12 protein-coding genes and 1 pseudogene are annotated in these 14,204 nt (G+C 64.8%); 8 read left to right on the forward strand and 5 right to left on the reverse strand.

The features are described from left to right. Positions 1 to 60: 60 nt before the first annotated feature. From ACN9MB_RS05205 to ACN9MB_RS05215, 3 genes are read right to left on the reverse strand one after another with little or no spacing between them, the layout of a single operon-like run. Positions 61 to 1,173 carry an SLC13 family permease gene (locus ACN9MB_RS05205; RefSeq protein WP_426271008.1) on the reverse strand — a complete coding sequence of 371 codons (1,113 nt, stop codon included), beginning with the start codon at positions 1,171 to 1,173 and terminating at the stop codon, positions 61 to 63. Further along, positions 1,174 to 3,654, reverse strand: a complete 2,481-nt coding sequence (locus tag ACN9MB_RS05210; protein ID WP_426271009.1) for an ABC transporter permease — start codon at positions 3,652 to 3,654, stop codon at positions 1,174 to 1,176. It lies immediately after the preceding gene. A gap of 28 nt (positions 3,655 to 3,682) precedes the next feature. After that, positions 3,683 to 4,429, reverse strand: coding sequence for an ABC transporter ATP-binding protein (locus ACN9MB_RS05215; protein WP_426271010.1), 747 nt, complete (start codon positions 4,427 to 4,429; stop codon positions 3,683 to 3,685). On the opposite strand from ACN9MB_RS05215, the gene ACN9MB_RS05220 reads away from it, so the two are divergent. From ACN9MB_RS05220 to ACN9MB_RS05245, 6 genes are all read left to right on the forward strand, one after another. Next, a complete protein-coding gene (locus ACN9MB_RS05220) occupies positions 4,428 to 5,045 on the forward strand; it encodes an arylesterase (protein WP_204635028.1) in 618 nt (205 codons plus the stop codon). The genes ACN9MB_RS05215 and ACN9MB_RS05220 overlap by 2 nt on opposite strands. 111 nt (positions 5,046 to 5,156) lie before the next feature. Continuing rightward, on the forward strand, positions 5,157 to 5,888 hold the full coding sequence (locus ACN9MB_RS05225) for a response regulator transcription factor (protein WP_109124561.1): 732 nt from the start codon (positions 5,157 to 5,159) through the stop codon (positions 5,886 to 5,888). Positions 5,889 to 5,909: 21 nt separating this feature from the next. Next, positions 5,910 to 6,893 carry a sensor histidine kinase gene (locus tag ACN9MB_RS05230; protein WP_426271011.1) on the forward strand — a complete coding sequence of 328 codons (984 nt, stop codon included), beginning with the start codon at positions 5,910 to 5,912 and terminating at the stop codon, positions 6,891 to 6,893. A 326-nt stretch (positions 6,894 to 7,219) separates the two neighbouring features. Next, positions 7,220 to 7,414 carry a hypothetical protein gene (locus tag ACN9MB_RS05235; protein WP_426271890.1) on the forward strand — a complete coding sequence of 65 codons (195 nt, stop codon included), beginning with the start codon at positions 7,220 to 7,222 and terminating at the stop codon, positions 7,412 to 7,414. Positions 7,415 to 8,207: 793 nt separating this feature from the next. Then, positions 8,208 to 9,239 carry a phospholipase effector Tle1 domain-containing protein gene (locus tag ACN9MB_RS05240; protein WP_426271891.1) on the forward strand — a complete coding sequence of 344 codons (1,032 nt, stop codon included), beginning with the start codon at positions 8,208 to 8,210 and terminating at the stop codon, positions 9,237 to 9,239. An 18-nt stretch (positions 9,240 to 9,257) separates the two neighbouring features. Further along, positions 9,258 to 10,286 (forward strand): DUF2931 family protein, encoded by a 1,029-nt coding sequence (locus ACN9MB_RS05245; RefSeq protein ID WP_426271012.1) that lies wholly within the window; start codon positions 9,258 to 9,260, stop codon positions 10,284 to 10,286. A gap of 281 nt (positions 10,287 to 10,567) precedes the next feature. Here ACN9MB_RS05245 and ACN9MB_RS05250 read toward each other — a convergent pair whose 3' ends face one another. Together ACN9MB_RS05250 and ACN9MB_RS05255 are read right to left on the reverse strand one after the other, a co-directional pair. Continuing rightward, positions 10,568 to 11,197 (reverse strand): 3-oxoacid CoA-transferase subunit B, encoded by a 630-nt coding sequence (locus ACN9MB_RS05250; protein ID WP_426271892.1) that lies wholly within the window; start codon positions 11,195 to 11,197, stop codon positions 10,568 to 10,570. Positions 11,198 to 11,338: 141 nt separating this feature from the next. Then, a pseudogene (locus ACN9MB_RS05255) lies at positions 11,339 to 11,989 on the reverse strand (CoA transferase subunit A); the annotation flags it as partial. Between the two features lie 150 nt (positions 11,990 to 12,139). Between ACN9MB_RS05255 and ACN9MB_RS05260 the strand changes: the two are divergent. Further along, on the forward strand, positions 12,140 to 12,511 hold the full coding sequence (locus tag ACN9MB_RS05260) for a BlaI/MecI/CopY family transcriptional regulator (RefSeq protein ID WP_426271013.1): 372 nt from the start codon (positions 12,140 to 12,142) through the stop codon (positions 12,509 to 12,511). Continuing rightward, a complete protein-coding gene (locus tag ACN9MB_RS05265; protein ID WP_426271014.1) occupies positions 12,498 to 14,153 on the forward strand; it encodes a M56 family metallopeptidase in 1,656 nt (551 codons plus the stop codon). The genes ACN9MB_RS05260 and ACN9MB_RS05265 overlap by 14 nt, the downstream gene beginning before the upstream one ends. The last annotated feature ends 51 nt before the right edge of the window (positions 14,154 to 14,204 follow it).

Genomic DNA, 14,204 nt, shown 5'->3' on the forward strand with positions numbered 1-14,204 from the left:
GGCTCGAGACATAGGCGCGTCATTCCCAAACAGCGGGAATGGCGCGCCACGCTTCGAGTGTCAGCCCAGCCAGCGCATCACCAGATACACCAGCGGCGCGCACACCAGCAGAAACGGTATCGACACCAGGTGCAGCAGTCGCGCGCCCTTGGGCTGTTTGGCCAGGCGCAACGCGATCAGGTTGGCCAGCGAACCGATGGCCACGCCGAAGCCGCCCACATTCACCGCCACGGCCAGCGCCATGGGATCGGGAGCGTGACGCAGCAGCAACACCGTGGCCGGCACGTTGCTGATGACCTGCGATGCAAGAATGCCGCTCGCGTAGAGCGTGAGCGGATTTTCCAGATTGATGCTCGCCAGGGCGCGCTGCACCCAGCCCAGTTCGGCGAAATGCCCCAGCCCCAGGAAGATCGCGGCGAACGTCGCCAGCAGCAGCCAGTCGATGCGGCGCAGCGTGCCCGATTCCAGCAATGCAAACGGCACCAGCAAGAGCAGCGCGCCGAGCACGGCGTGGTTGTGTTCCATCATCACGACCATGCTGACCAGGGCGAGTACCGACAGGATGGCCTGCGAATTCGACACCGGATGGCCGTCAATGTCTTCCGCGTGAAGGATCACGCGTCCGCGCGGCATCCACACCAGCGTCAGCAGCAGCACGAGTACGAACATCACGCCGAACGCCGGCAGCATCGTGTGCATGAACTCGAGGAAGGGCAGGTGGGTGTACTGCCACAGCAACAGGTTTTGCGGATTGCCGATGGGGCTGAGCGTGGAGCCCGCATTCACCGCCAGCGCTTCCAGCACCACCATTCGCATCACCGGCAGGTTCGAGATGCTGCCGATGGCCAGCGTCAACGGCACCAGCAAGAACAGGCTTACGTCGTTGGTCAGCACCATCGATAGCAAGGCCGTGGCACTCACCAGCAACACACCGAGCCCACGCAGCGAATGCACACGCTCGATCAAGGCCGCCGCCGCGTGCTGCACCAGCCCGCTGTCGCGAATGCCCTGGATGCAGATCATCAGGCCCAGCAAGCCGGCCAGCGTGGGCAGTTGCAGCCAGCGCTGATAGCTGGTCAAGGGACGTGGATCGACGATGGCGAGCACGATCGCCAGCAGCGCGAAGAGGATGAGCAACCGTTCGTGCCCGAGTCGTTTGATCCAGCTTGGCACTCAGCTTTCCCTTAGCAGACGCATCGGCGAGGTGCGGCTGACGCGTGCGGTGCCGGCCAGGCCCAGCAGCATTACCACGATGGCGGCAGCCAATGCAGCCAACAGTAGCGCGCCCAGCGGCGGCACGAAATGCTCGATGTGGAAGATCGCGTGACCTAGCCACATGCCCGTACCTGCCGCGCCGAACGCCGCCGTCAGTCCGGCGACCAGGCCAAGCAGGGCGAACTCGCAGGCAGCCGCCATGCGCAATTGCGTGCGGCGCGCGCCGAGCGTGCGCAACAGCGCCGCTTCGTGGCGGCGTTCCTGCGCACTTGAGGCCAACGCCGCGGCAAGCACCAACGCACCGGCCAGCAGGCTGAAGCCCAGCACCCAGCGCACCGCGCCGCTCACCTGGTTCACGATCTCGCGCACGCGATCGAGCATCGCATCCACGTCGATCAGGCTGAGGTTGCTGTACTCGCGCGACAGCTGCGCCAGCGACTCGGTATGACCGCGCGGCAGGTAGAAACTCGCGATCCATGTATGCGGCAGCGAGGCAGCGTGCGCGGGGTCGAAGACCAGGAAGAAGTTCACCCGGAACGAGGTCCAGTCCACCTTGCGGATGCTGCCCACGCGGGCGTCGATGCTGCCTTCGCCCACATTGAAGCGCATCATGTCGCCCACCTTCAGGCCGTACATGTCGCGCCACATGGTGTCGATGGATACCTCGGCCTGCGCGGGATGATCGCCATGCCACTGGCCGGCGATCACTTCGTTGCTCGGCGGCAGCTCGGCGGCCCAGGACAGGCGCAGCTGGCGGTCGGACCAGTCCTTCGCGCGCTCGTCCTTGAAGTGCATCTGATCGATCGGCTGATCATTGATAGCCGTGAGTTTGCCTACCGCGAGCGGCAGCATGTTGAGCTTTTCCCCGCCGCTGCGGGCCAGCGCTTGCTGGAAGCCGTCACGCTGGTCGTCCTGCAGGTTGAGCACGAACCAGTTCGGCGTGTCGGCCGGCAATTCGCTGCGCCAACCCTCGAGCAGGGCCGGCGCCACGATGGCCAGCAACAACAACGCGACCAGGCCCAGGCTCAACGCGGTGGCCTGCAGCAGACTCATGCCGCGGCGCCGTGCAAGCGCCGCCAGGCCCAAGCGCAATGCCGGATGGGCGCCGGGCGCCACGCGGCGGGCGATCCACAGCATCAAGGCCGAAAGCAGCGCCGCCACCACCGCGACGCCGACCAGGCTCACCGCCAGAATGCCGGCCAGCTTGGCCGAGCCGCTCTGGCTCCAGATCAACACCAAGGCCACCAGCGCCGGTACCAGATACAGCGAATCGAAGCGCCTCACCCGCCGCGCCGCACTTTCGCGAAACACCGCGACCGGAGGCACCTCGGCGAGTCGTGCCAGCGGCGGCAAGGCGAAACCGGCGAGTACTGCCAAGCCCATCACCGCGGCGGCTACCGCCGGTCCCAATGGCAGCGTGGTGGGAATGGCGGCGAACAACTGGCTGGCGAAACTCCAGGTGAGCTGCGCAAGACCCAGCGCGATCAGGCCGCCCACGATCACCGAAGGCACGGCAAGCAGGCCCAGCGTGCCCACCAGCAAGCCCAGCACTTGCCGGCGCGGCGTGCCCAGCGCGCGGAGCAGAGCCACTTCATTCGTCTTGCGGCGTGCATAACGCTGTGCGGCGAGTGCAATCGCCACGCCAGCCAGCAATGCGGAAAGCAGGGCGGTGAGGCGCAGGAAAGCGCTGGCGCGGTCAAAGGCGCTGCGCATGCGTTCCTGGGTCTGCTCGGGGGTGATCAGCTCGGCCCCTTGCGGCAGCGTCTGCGCCTCCACCCATGCACGCCAGCTCTGCACCGGCGAAGGCTGCCCGGCCACCAGCAGGCGGTGGCGCGCGCGGCTGCCCACGCCCAGCAGGCCGGCCTGTTCGGCATCGCCAATGTTCATCAATGCGCGCGGCGCCATCGCCACCAGCTCGCCGCCATCGGGCAGGCGCACCAGCTCGGCGCCAATGCGCAGGTCGCGCCCGCCCAGCTGCACGCTGTCGCCGACTTTCAGGTTGAGCGCCACCAGCGCGCGATGATCGAGATAGACCGCGCCCGGCGCCGGCCCGTGGCCGACCACGGTGCCGGACCCCTGCGCCAATTCCATACTGCCGCGCAGTGGGTAGGCATTGTCGGTGGCGAGTACATCGAGCAGCTGACTCTGCTCGTGCGCGAACGCCACGCTTGGAAAACTCGCGCCGTCGGTGACCTGCAAGCCGCGATCGCGCGCTTGCGCCGCGAAGTTTGCCGGCAGCGTTTGCGGCGAACTGATCCCGATGTCGCCGCCGATCAGTTCCGCGGCGCTGGCGAGCACGCCGCGCTCCATCCGGGCGGCCAGCGTGGCGACCACGCCCAGTGCGACCACGGCGAGCACCAGCGATGCGCCCAGTGTGCGCAATTCGGGCAGGTGCCATTCGCGGCGCAGGCTGCGCAGGGAAAGCGTGAGCAGCTTCATGCGAGACACTCCCGGAGCGATGCCATGCTCATGGCGCCGCCACCGCAGGCGCGCGCGGTGCGAGCACTACACGGCCGCTATCCAGCGTGATCTGGCGCGCACAGCGCGCGGCCAGCTTGGCATCGTGCGTGACCAGCACCAGGGTGGTGCGGTGATCGTGGTTGAGCGAGAACATCAGGTCGCTCACGTGCTGTCCGGTGCGTTGGTCGAGGTTGCCGGTCGGTTCGTCGGCAAACAGCAGGCGCGGGCTGTGCACGAAGGCGCGCGCAATGGCCACACGCTGTTGCTCGCCGCCGGAGAGCTGCGCCGGATAGTGACGCCGGCGCGCGCTCAGTTCGACCGCCTCCAATGCTTCGCGCGCCCGGACGCGTGCATCGTCGCGGCCTTCCAGTTCCAGCGGCAGCATCACGTTTTCCTCGGCGGTAAGCGCGGGCAGCAGATGGAACGACTGGAACACGAAGCCGACCAGGCGACGGCGCAGGTCGGCGCGCGCTTCCTCGTCGATGCGCTCCAGCGCGTTGCCGTCGAGCGCGATATGGCCGCTGGTTGGCGTGTCCAACCCGGCCAGCAGGCCGAGCAGGGTGGTCTTGCCCGAGCCCGAGGCGCCGACGATGGCGAAGCTCTCGCCTTCGCGCACTTGCAGTGACACCGCGGTAAGGATGTCGAGCTGCCCCTCGGGCCCCTGCACCGACTTGCTAACATCGACCGCGTCCAGCAGGACACCCTTGGCACCCGATGACGGGTTGCCGGATAAAGCGGAGGCATTGCCACTCATGCGTCGTTTCCTATGTTGCCTGGTCGTGCTGTGGGGTGCCGTCGCCGGCACCGCCCAGGCGGCTCCGCCGAAAACCGTACTCGTGCTGGGCGACTCGTTGTCCGCCGCCCACAACATCCCGGTCGAGGCCGGCTGGGTGCATTTGCTCGGCGACCGTCTCACCAAGATGGAGCCGCCTTGGACGGTGGTCAATGCCAGCATCAGCGGCGAAACGTCATTGAGCGGTCGAAATCGTCTTCCGGCTTTGCTGGAGAAGACCAAGCCGGCGGTGCTGGTGATCGAACTGGGCGCCAACGACGGCCTGCGCGGCCTGCCGCTGGCCCAGCTGAAGGACAACCTTGCGGCGATGATCGATGCCGGCCAGCAGGCGCACGCGCGGGTGCTGCTGCTGGGCATCGAGCTGCCGGTGAACTATGGCCCGCAGTACCGCGACGGCCTGCGCGCCATCTACGCGGACCTGGCCAAGAGCAGGAATGCCGCCGTGGTGCCGTTCCTGCTCGATGGCGTGGCGCTCAAGCCGGAGCTGATGCAGGACGACGGTCTCCACCCGGTCGCCGCAGGCGAGCCGATGGTGCTGGACAACGTGTGGAAAGGGCTGGCGCCGCTGTTGCGTTAGCGTGAGGATAATCAGAACCGTCCGTGAACTGGGACCAGGCGCTTTCACGTGCCCCTCACGACGGCGGTCGTTAGCTGTTCACCTTTGTGAAGTCAGCTTCAGGAGGTACGGATGAGCTCGCGCGACGAACAGGCAGGACTGATCCTTCTGGTCGAAGACAACCGCCAGATCGCAGAAATGGTCGGCGAATTTCTGGAGCGGCGGGGGTATTCGGTCGACTATGCGGCCGACGGCGTCAGTGGCCTGCATCTGGCCGTTTCAAACAGTTATGACGTGGTGGTGCTGGACTTGATGTTGCCGGGCATGGATGGCCTGGACGTGTGCCGCAAGCTGCGCCGCGATGCCAAGAAATCCACCCCGGTACTCATGTTGACCGCCCGCGACACGCTCGAAGACAAGCTGGTGGGCCTGGAAGCCGGCGCCGACGACTACCTGGTGAAACCCTTCGAAGTGCGCGAACTGGAAGCACGCCTGCGCGCGCTGATCCGTCGCGACCGCCGGCAGGTATCCACCGAAATCCTCACCGTGGGCGACATGACGCTCGATACCGCCACCTTGCGCCTGGTGCGCGGCGGCCAGGAACTCACCGTGTCGCCGATTGGCCTGAAGCTGCTGGCCATCCTGATGCGCGAATCGCCTCGCGTGGTCAGTCGCCGCGACATCGAACGTGAAATCTGGGGCGATACGCTGCCGGACTCCGACACCCTGCGTTCACACCTCTACAACCTGCGTCGCGTTATCGATAAGCCTTTCGACCGCCCGCTGCTGCACACCATCCACTCCGCTGGATATCGCCTCGCCGATCTCGAGTCGGAGGTGGCTACTGCCTCGCAGCCGGCATGATCGCGTACGCATGAGTTGATTATGACCAGCAGGGGTAGTGCACGGCCCGCGCAGGTGTTCCGGCGCGGGCTGTACCATCGACGCATGGCGATCATCTTTGGCTTGCAGCTGCTGGCCATCGTGATCGTTTGCCTGATGGGCTTCTATGACGTCGCGCCGTTGAGCGCCGTGTTGGCGGTCATCGTGATCGTCAGCGTGCTGTCGTGGCTCGCCGCGCGTCGCCAATGGGCACCGGTGAGCCGGCTGGCGCAAGCGGTGAGCGACTGGAACGAGCAGTCCAGCGATTTCGATGGCTGGCGCCCCGACCAGTTGCCACGGCGTACCGATGCCGATGTGGCCACGCTGGCCGGCAGCCTCTACGGATTCGCCAACCGCATCGCCGGCTACAACCAGCGCGAGCGCAATTTCACCCGCGACGCCAGCCACGAACTGCGCAGCCCGCTGACCGTGATCAAGATGTCGGCCGACATGCTGGCGGATGACGCGTCGCTGGGCGATTTCGGCCAGCGCTCCGTGCAGCGCATCAAGCGCTCCACGCGCGAAATGGAGGCCCTGGTCGAAGCCTTGCTGATCCTCGCGCGCGAATCGGATAACGGCCTCACCGAGGAAGACTTCGTCGTCAACGACGTGATCCGACACGAATTGCCCGACGTGATGGAGATGCTGGAGGGCCGCCCGATCAAGCTGGAACTCGAGGAGCCCGCACGTTTCGTGCTGCACGGCTCGCCGCGCGTATTCGCGGTGTTGTGCTGGCAACTTATCCGCAACGCGTGCCAGCAGGCCGAAGGCGGTACCGTGGTGATCACGGTGATGCCGGGCGTGGTGACGGTGTCCCATCGGGGCGAACCCGTGCCGTCGAACGGTGCGAACCGGCATGGCTTCGAACTGGCCATCGCCCAGCGCATCAGCGAGCGCTTCCACTGGCCGCTGGAATTGCAGACGCGCGAAGGCCGACGGCACATCGCGCGGATCAGGTTTCCGGAGTCGACGCCGCTGACGGCATGACGCGCTGAATGGGCGCGGTGCTTCCGCGCTGGTCGCTATCCTTCGATAGCTCGTGGCAGGGCTTTACGCCTACACCACTTCCGGCCATCGCCGATTGAGCGCGGCATTCGGCTTGCTTTAGAACTTCAAGGGATCTGCGCCCGTCGCGGTCACGAACCAGCTACGGGCACCGCGCGCCGCAGCATGGCGCACATCTGACCACCGCCCTATGCCCATCGGTTGGCCGCGGTCATCCCGGGGAGAAGCACGTCATGGAAGAACGCAAGCTCATCACCTGTTGCGCCACCACCGATCACGACGGCTATGTCATGGAGGGCTACGCCACCATGCGCGAGAACGGGCATCGCGTGGCCGGCAAAGGTCACCGAGTGTTTTGCCCCAAGTGCAAGGGTATCTATCCCATCACGGGTGGTATCGACCTGCCGTTTGGCTATGCCCCCGGCGGTGGATGGCATGGTTACCGGTTGCGGCGCGCGGCTGATCGCCGGCGCCGATGCTCCCTTGCTGCGCATACCCGATGATGACCCTTGGCTGCGCGAGGAAAGGGCGCGGGCGGCCAGCACAGCCGCGCCGGAGACGCCACTGCCTGACCGATCGGCCAGCGGTGCGCCCGGCGTATCGGATGCGGCCTTTCAGACTGCGCGTTTGGCCGATCCCGTCCACATCGTGCTGCGCATTTTTATCGGCAACGACGGCACCGGCAACAACGCCACCAACAGCGCCAAAGCGCTGGAAAGCTGTTCGGTGGAAAAAGTGTTGAGTCAAAAGAACAAGGCAGAGCCACATCCGGGCCTGCTGGCCGCGTGGCAGGCTGACTGCCGCAAGCTCAACAAGGTGGATGGCGTTAGCCATGCGGGAGGTGAGACCAATGTGCATCGGTTGTGGGCGCTGTACAACGTTACGCAGAACTTGGGTCAAGCCGTAACTGGCAAGGATGGACGCCTTTGCGTCTATCGACGTGCCTATGTCGAGGGTATCGGTACCGAGGCTGATAGCGACGATAGCCTGTATGGTTCGGCGCTGGGTTGGGGGCCGACCGGCGTCGTGGCCCGTGCCAAGCAGGGCATTGAGCGCGCCATTGGAGAAATCAAGCAATTCATCGAGCTCAACCCCGGCGTCAATATCGTTATCGATGCCATCGAGTTCGATCTATGCGGCTTCAGCCGTGGCGCCGCCGCCAGCCGTCATCTGGCCAATCTGATCTATCACGATGGCAAGCCCGGTATTGGCTACGCGGCGCAACGGTTCCGCGCCGCCGGTCTGCCGCTCAAGCCCGATTGGGGCAAGGACAAGTACGACCTGCGCATCCGTTCGATGAGTCTTTTCGAAACCGTGGCGGCCATCGGTATTCCTGACAACGGCAACAACGACCCGGTCAAGCTCTACCTGGCCGACGAGATTGCCGACGTGGTGATACATCTGGTGGCCGCCGACGAGTGTCGCCAGAACTTTGCGCTCAATCCCATCGAGCGGCGCGGCAGGCATATCCAGATCGCTATTCCCGGCGTCCATTCGGATGTCGGCGGCGGTTACGCCATGCTCGGCTGGGAGTGCGCCATCCTCACTCCCGCGCAGATCAGCACGGAGCCGTTGGACTGGGAGCGATACCAGTTCTATGCCGACGTTGCCCAGCGCGCCAACCGGCCCGGTGAACTCACGGGCTTCCTGGATGACATCGCTCGCCAAAGCAAGGCTTGGAAGCGCGCCGGGGAGCTATGGAGCGAGGCCACGGAGCAAGACGCCCGTCGCTCCGATCACTGTGCCCGCCAGGCTTCCAGTTGGCTGGTCGATCCCCAACTCAATCCGCCACGCTACCGCGGCAGCGCGACCTTCAGCGAGGACGCGCTGCGCATGCAATGGTGGTATCAGGTCACCAACGCGCGCCAGCGCGGCAGTGCGGGCGACCGCGCGCTGCAGGTAATGGCGGCGCTGGTGCTGTTGCGGCAGGTTCGCGGTGAATACCAATTGGTATCCCTGCGTCTGATGCATGCGTTGGCGCAGGATGCGGGTGTGCCGTTCAAGGTGATTCCGAATGAACCGCAATATGCTTTGCCCGATGAGCTTTCGCCCATCCACCACAACTTGCTGAGCTACACACGTAGCGGCGGCAAAGGCAATTTGCCGCTAAGCGAGGACGAGAAGTGCCTGTTGAGTCGTCGCTACCTGCACCAGTCGGCGCACTGGACGCCCGTGGACTGGAAGGTCGCATACACGGAACCGGCTACCGGCGACGCCTCAACCACGGCGACCTTGCCTAAACCGGCGGCCGGCCCTGGACTGATTTTTCCCATGCGTCCGGCGGATCGGCGCGAGCGCCTGGTGTTCCATCCAAAGCCGGGTCACTGAGCAAGGAGCAAACTCGCGATGAATCTGCGTTATGTCGGTGCGTTATTGCTATGGGTGCTGTTGCCTGCGTGTGCCAGGGGGCAGGCTGAAGATATCGACTCGTTGAGTTGCATCTCCTGGTCGATGACTGTATTTGCTCCCGGCCATATGGAATCCTGGATAGAAGCATTGGATGTGAAAGACGATCGCGGCAACGTCCATGACTTGCGACAGGGCATGGCGGGCGATCTGGGGCAAGCCGCAGGCTGGGGGTACGTTGGTGCAGGTGGTGGCAATCCCCAATTCAACGCTAGAGGTCTGCCGGTAGAGGCATATCTGCGCTGGCAATCGCTGGTTGAGCCGCAGACCTACACATTTCACTTCGTGATACCCGATGAGGTGCGCCATTCGCTGGTAAGGAAGGAGATGGTGACCTGGCGGGGTACGCCGAAAACGAGTTGCCGCAGCAGTATCGCCATTGAGGTGGCCCCAGGCGGGCGTGTGGTTGTGTCGAATGCTGGGTTAGGTTTTAAACCTGTGGAAGTCATGCGCGGTCAGGCGGAGGTGGAGCCCTTGGGGCCATACCAAGGAAAGTCGAACGGTAAATACCGGCCTATGCACGAGCCTGCACAGCAATACGTAAAAGAACACGGCATCCCCTATGACTCATGGGCGCCACCGCCATCGGCGACGGTGGTCACCAACGCACAGGCGGCCGCGGCTTCCGCCGCCGCCCCCGCGGTGCCAACCGTCGACATCGCCGCGCATCCCGAAGGCAGTTATGTGTTGAACGGCATGATGGAAGTGGATTCTCGCCTGCTGTTGAAAGCGGATGGCAGCTTTCAGTCGATCATCGAGCTGGGCGCCGCTTACGGCACGGCCATCGGCCGCTGGGAAAAACGCGGCGACGCCATCATCTTGCGACGTACATCGCCAGATCGGCCGCATCGCACGCGTGGCGGTGCCGACGATCTTTCGCCACTCTTTGATCGCATGCGGCTCACCATCGACGGCTCGTGTCTGCGCACGAATCTGATGGGGGCCTCCGCTTGCTACCTGCGCCACTGAAGGCGGTAGAAGAAGCGGTCTTGATTCATGGCGTGAATTGGCGGCTTCGAACTGGCATAGCACAACGCATCAGCGAACGCTGTCACTGGCCGCTGGATTGCAGACGCGAAGGATGTCTGCATATCGCGCGAACCGGGTTTCCGGAGTCGACATCGCTGTCGGCGTAAAGGTGGTACGTGAGGGCGCTGCAGCGATAGCGATTTCGCGAAGACCTCTCCTACTTCGTCATTCCGGTCTGCGCCGGAATGACGGTGAAAAGCGAAACGTTGATGCATGCGTGATCAGCTTTTCAGCGACGCACTCAGCGCAAATTCGCAGCCCGTCTTCGCCTTCACATCCTCCAACGTCACGCCATCCTGCAGCTCGATCAGCGTGATGCCCTTGCCTTTCTCGACCGAGAACACGCACAGGTCGGTGATGATCAGGTCCACGCATTCCTTGCCGGTGATGGGCAGGTCGCACTGGTTCTTGATCTTCGGTGAACCATCCTTTGCGGTGTGCTCCATCAGCACCACCACGCGCTTCACGCCGCTGACCAGGTCCATCGCACCGCCGGGACCTTTCACCATCTTGCCGGGCACCATCCAGTTGGCGATGTCGCCGGTGCACGACACTTCCAGGCCGCCGAGGATCGACAGATCCACATGGCCGCCGCGGATCATCGCGAACGACTCGGCGCTGGAGAAGAAACTCGAGCCGGGCAGGGCGGTGATGGTCTGCTTGCCGGCGTTGATCAGGTCCGGATCGACGTGCGCTTCATCCGGGAACGGGCCGATGCCGAGCAGGCCGTTTTCCGATTGCAGCGTGACGTCCATGCCGGGCGGAATGTAATTGGCCACCAGGGTCGGGATGCCGATGCCGAGATTCACGTAGAAGCCGTCCTGCAGCTCCTTGGCGGCGCGTTGCGCCATGGCCGTGCGGATCGGGCTTTCCTTGCCGGTGTTGGCGCCGGCGATGGTGCGGAACTCGATGCGCTTCTCGTACGACGGCCCCTGGATCACGCGGTCGACGTAGATACCCGGCACGTGCACGTTGTTCGGGTCGAGCGAACCCACTTCCACCAGTTCTTCCACCTCGGCCACGCACACCTTGCCGCAGGTGGCGATCATCGGATTGAAGTTGCGCGCGGTTTCGCGGAACACCAGGTTGCCCAGGCGATCGCCCTTCCACGCCTTCACGATGGAGACGTCGGCGTGGATGGCTTCTTCGAGCACGTACTCCTTGCCGTCGAAGACCTTGGTTTCCTTGCCCTCGGCCAGCTTGGTGCCGAACGCGGTTCGGGTGTAGAAGCCCGGGATGCCGGCGCCGCCGGCGCGCAGCTTCTCGGCCAGCGTGCCCTGCGGCACCAGGTGCAGTTCCAGTTCGCCGGCCAGCACCTGGCGCTCGAATTCCTTGTTCTCGCCCACGTACGAGGCATACACGCGCTTGACCTGGCGGGTCTTGAGCAGCGGACCCATGCCGAAATCGTCCACGCCGGCGTTGTTGCCCACGATGGTGAGTCCCTTGGTGCCGGCAGCCAGCAGCGCGCCGATCAGGTTTTCGGGAATGCCACACAAGCCGAAGCCGCCAGCGGCGATCGTCATGTCGTCGAACAGCAGGCCGTCGAGGGCTTTTGCCGCGCTTGCATAAACCTTGTCCATTGCGATGCCTTCTTGCAGGGGAGAACCAGCTGCCAAGCATACGACGGATTGGTGACCGCTCATGCTGTACCAAGGTCGCAAGGGCCGGGAATGGCGATGTGATGCGGTTTTCACCTAACCAGGCTGCTGTCCGCATGGGGTCGCCAGCGGCTTGACGGTCATCGTTTACGCATGTAAACATGAACATCAATTACATGCGTAAACGGTGGCGTCATGGCGGTCAGCGAAGCGGAAGCGATCATCATGGAGGTGCTGTGGCGCTCGTCGCCGCGCAGTGCTGAGGACATCCTGGCGGAGGTCGGCCCGCAACAAGGCTGGCAGGAAGGCACCGTCAAGTCCTTGCTCAATCGCCTGCTGAAGAAGAAGGCGGTGAAGGCCGAACGGGACGGCCGGCGTTATCTGTACGCACCGCGCCTCACGCGCGAGCAATACGTGTCGCAGGAGAGCAAGGGCCTGCTCGATCGCCTCTTTGGCGGTCGCGTGGCGCCGCTGGTCGCGCACTTCTCCGAGCAGCGCAAGTTGTCCAGGAAAGACATCGCCGAGCTGAGGAAACTGCTGCAGGAGCTCGACGATGAGCAGTCCTGACTGGCTGTCCGATGGTTGGCTGGCGACGCTGGCATTGACCTTGGGCCTGGGCGCGGTCGCATTGCTTCGACACGCGTGCCGTCGCGTATTCGGGGCGCAGCTGGCGGTGTTGCTTTGGGTGGTGCCGCCGCTGGCGGTCGTCGTTGCCTGCCTACCGCATGCAGCGGCGGCATCGTTGACGGGTCTTCCGCCCGTGGTGCTGCAGATCAGGAGCGCACCCGCACCACTGATCGAGGTGGCGCACGCATCCGCTCACGAGCGCGGCCTTTCGTGGCTGGTGGTCGCGGCATGGCTCGCTGGCGCCGTGGTCGCGTCAGTGGCCGCAGCCGTGGCGCAGCGGCGATATCGCCTTCGTCTGCAGGGTGCGCGGCGAATCCCTGCCGCGAACTTACCGTGGCCCGTGTTGCAGGCAACGCATGCGGACATGGGGCCAGCCCTGGTGGGTGCATGGCGCCCGCGCATCGTGTTGCCAGCAGATTTCGAGCAGCGCTACGAACCTGCCGAACGTGCGTTGATTCTCGCGCACGAAGCGATGCATGCGCGCCGACGCGACGGTTGGTGGTGCCTTGTCGGGCAGGCGATGGCGTCGCTGTTCTGGTTCCATCCCATGGCGTGGTGGGCGCTGCGTGCGTTGCGGCAGGATCTGGAGCTAGCCTGCGATGCGGCCGTGCTCAGCGCGAACGATGCGCCGCGTGCCCTCTATGCCCGCGCCATGCTCAAGACGCAGGCCACTGGCGCGCTGTTGCCGGTGGGTTGCAGTTGGTCGTCACGACATCCCATCACGGAGAGAATCGTCATGTTGAAGCGGATTCAACCGGGCCACGCCCGGCGTTTGGCGGGTCGCACGAGCGTGGGTTTGCTGGCCGCGACGCTGTCTGCTGCGGTGTATGCGGCCACGGGGCTGGACGCTGGCAGCTATCACCCGGGCAAGGACATCGTGGCCAAGGCGCTGCAGGACGCGCGTCCGGCGCAGGATGCGCTGGCGGCATCGACCCGTCGTCCGTCGGGCAATCCGGCGAGCAACGCGGCGCTGGGTTTGCCGGCACCCGACAGCGGTGCATTCGGCGCGGCGATCAAGCGGCTCGAGATCGGCGAAGGCGGGCATGTGCTGATCGCGCTCGCCGATGCGCACGGCTCGGTGGCGGGACATCTGGATCTCGAAATGCATCCGGTCGAGCAGGTCGGCAGTGTCGGCTGGTCGTGCTACAGCACCGACATTCCCGACGTGCGGCAGCTTGCCGCCACCTGCACCTACCTTCCGGGCTTTGCTGGAAGGAACACAGTGGACCTGATCGCGGTGGACCGCTTCACCTTCGACATGGCACTTTCGATCAACGGCCAGCAGGTCGACAAGGCCAGCAAGGTCTGCCTGCGAAAGAACGAGGCTTACCGTTTCAGCCATGCCCAGGATGCCGTGCATCCGCCCGTCCAGGGCGCGGTGAGCGTGCAAGCCATCGACGGCGGGCAGCTGGAGATCCAGAGTGACCTGGCGGGCGGCATCATCAGGGAGCCGATCCATCCGAAGCTGCACTCGTTCCCCGGCCAGACCGCCACCATCCAGGTGGGCGAGAAGATCGGCGGCGACCATCCGCAGGACCACACGGTGAAGCTGGATATCACCGCAACGCCCGGTTGCGCGTAGGCGCGGACGCCGCCATACGGCAGCGTTTCGTCAGGGGCGCTGGCTATACTC

The organism is Dyella kyungheensis (assembly GCF_049913195.1).
GTDB lineage: Bacteria > Pseudomonadota > Gammaproteobacteria > Xanthomonadales > Rhodanobacteraceae > Dyella > Dyella kyungheensis.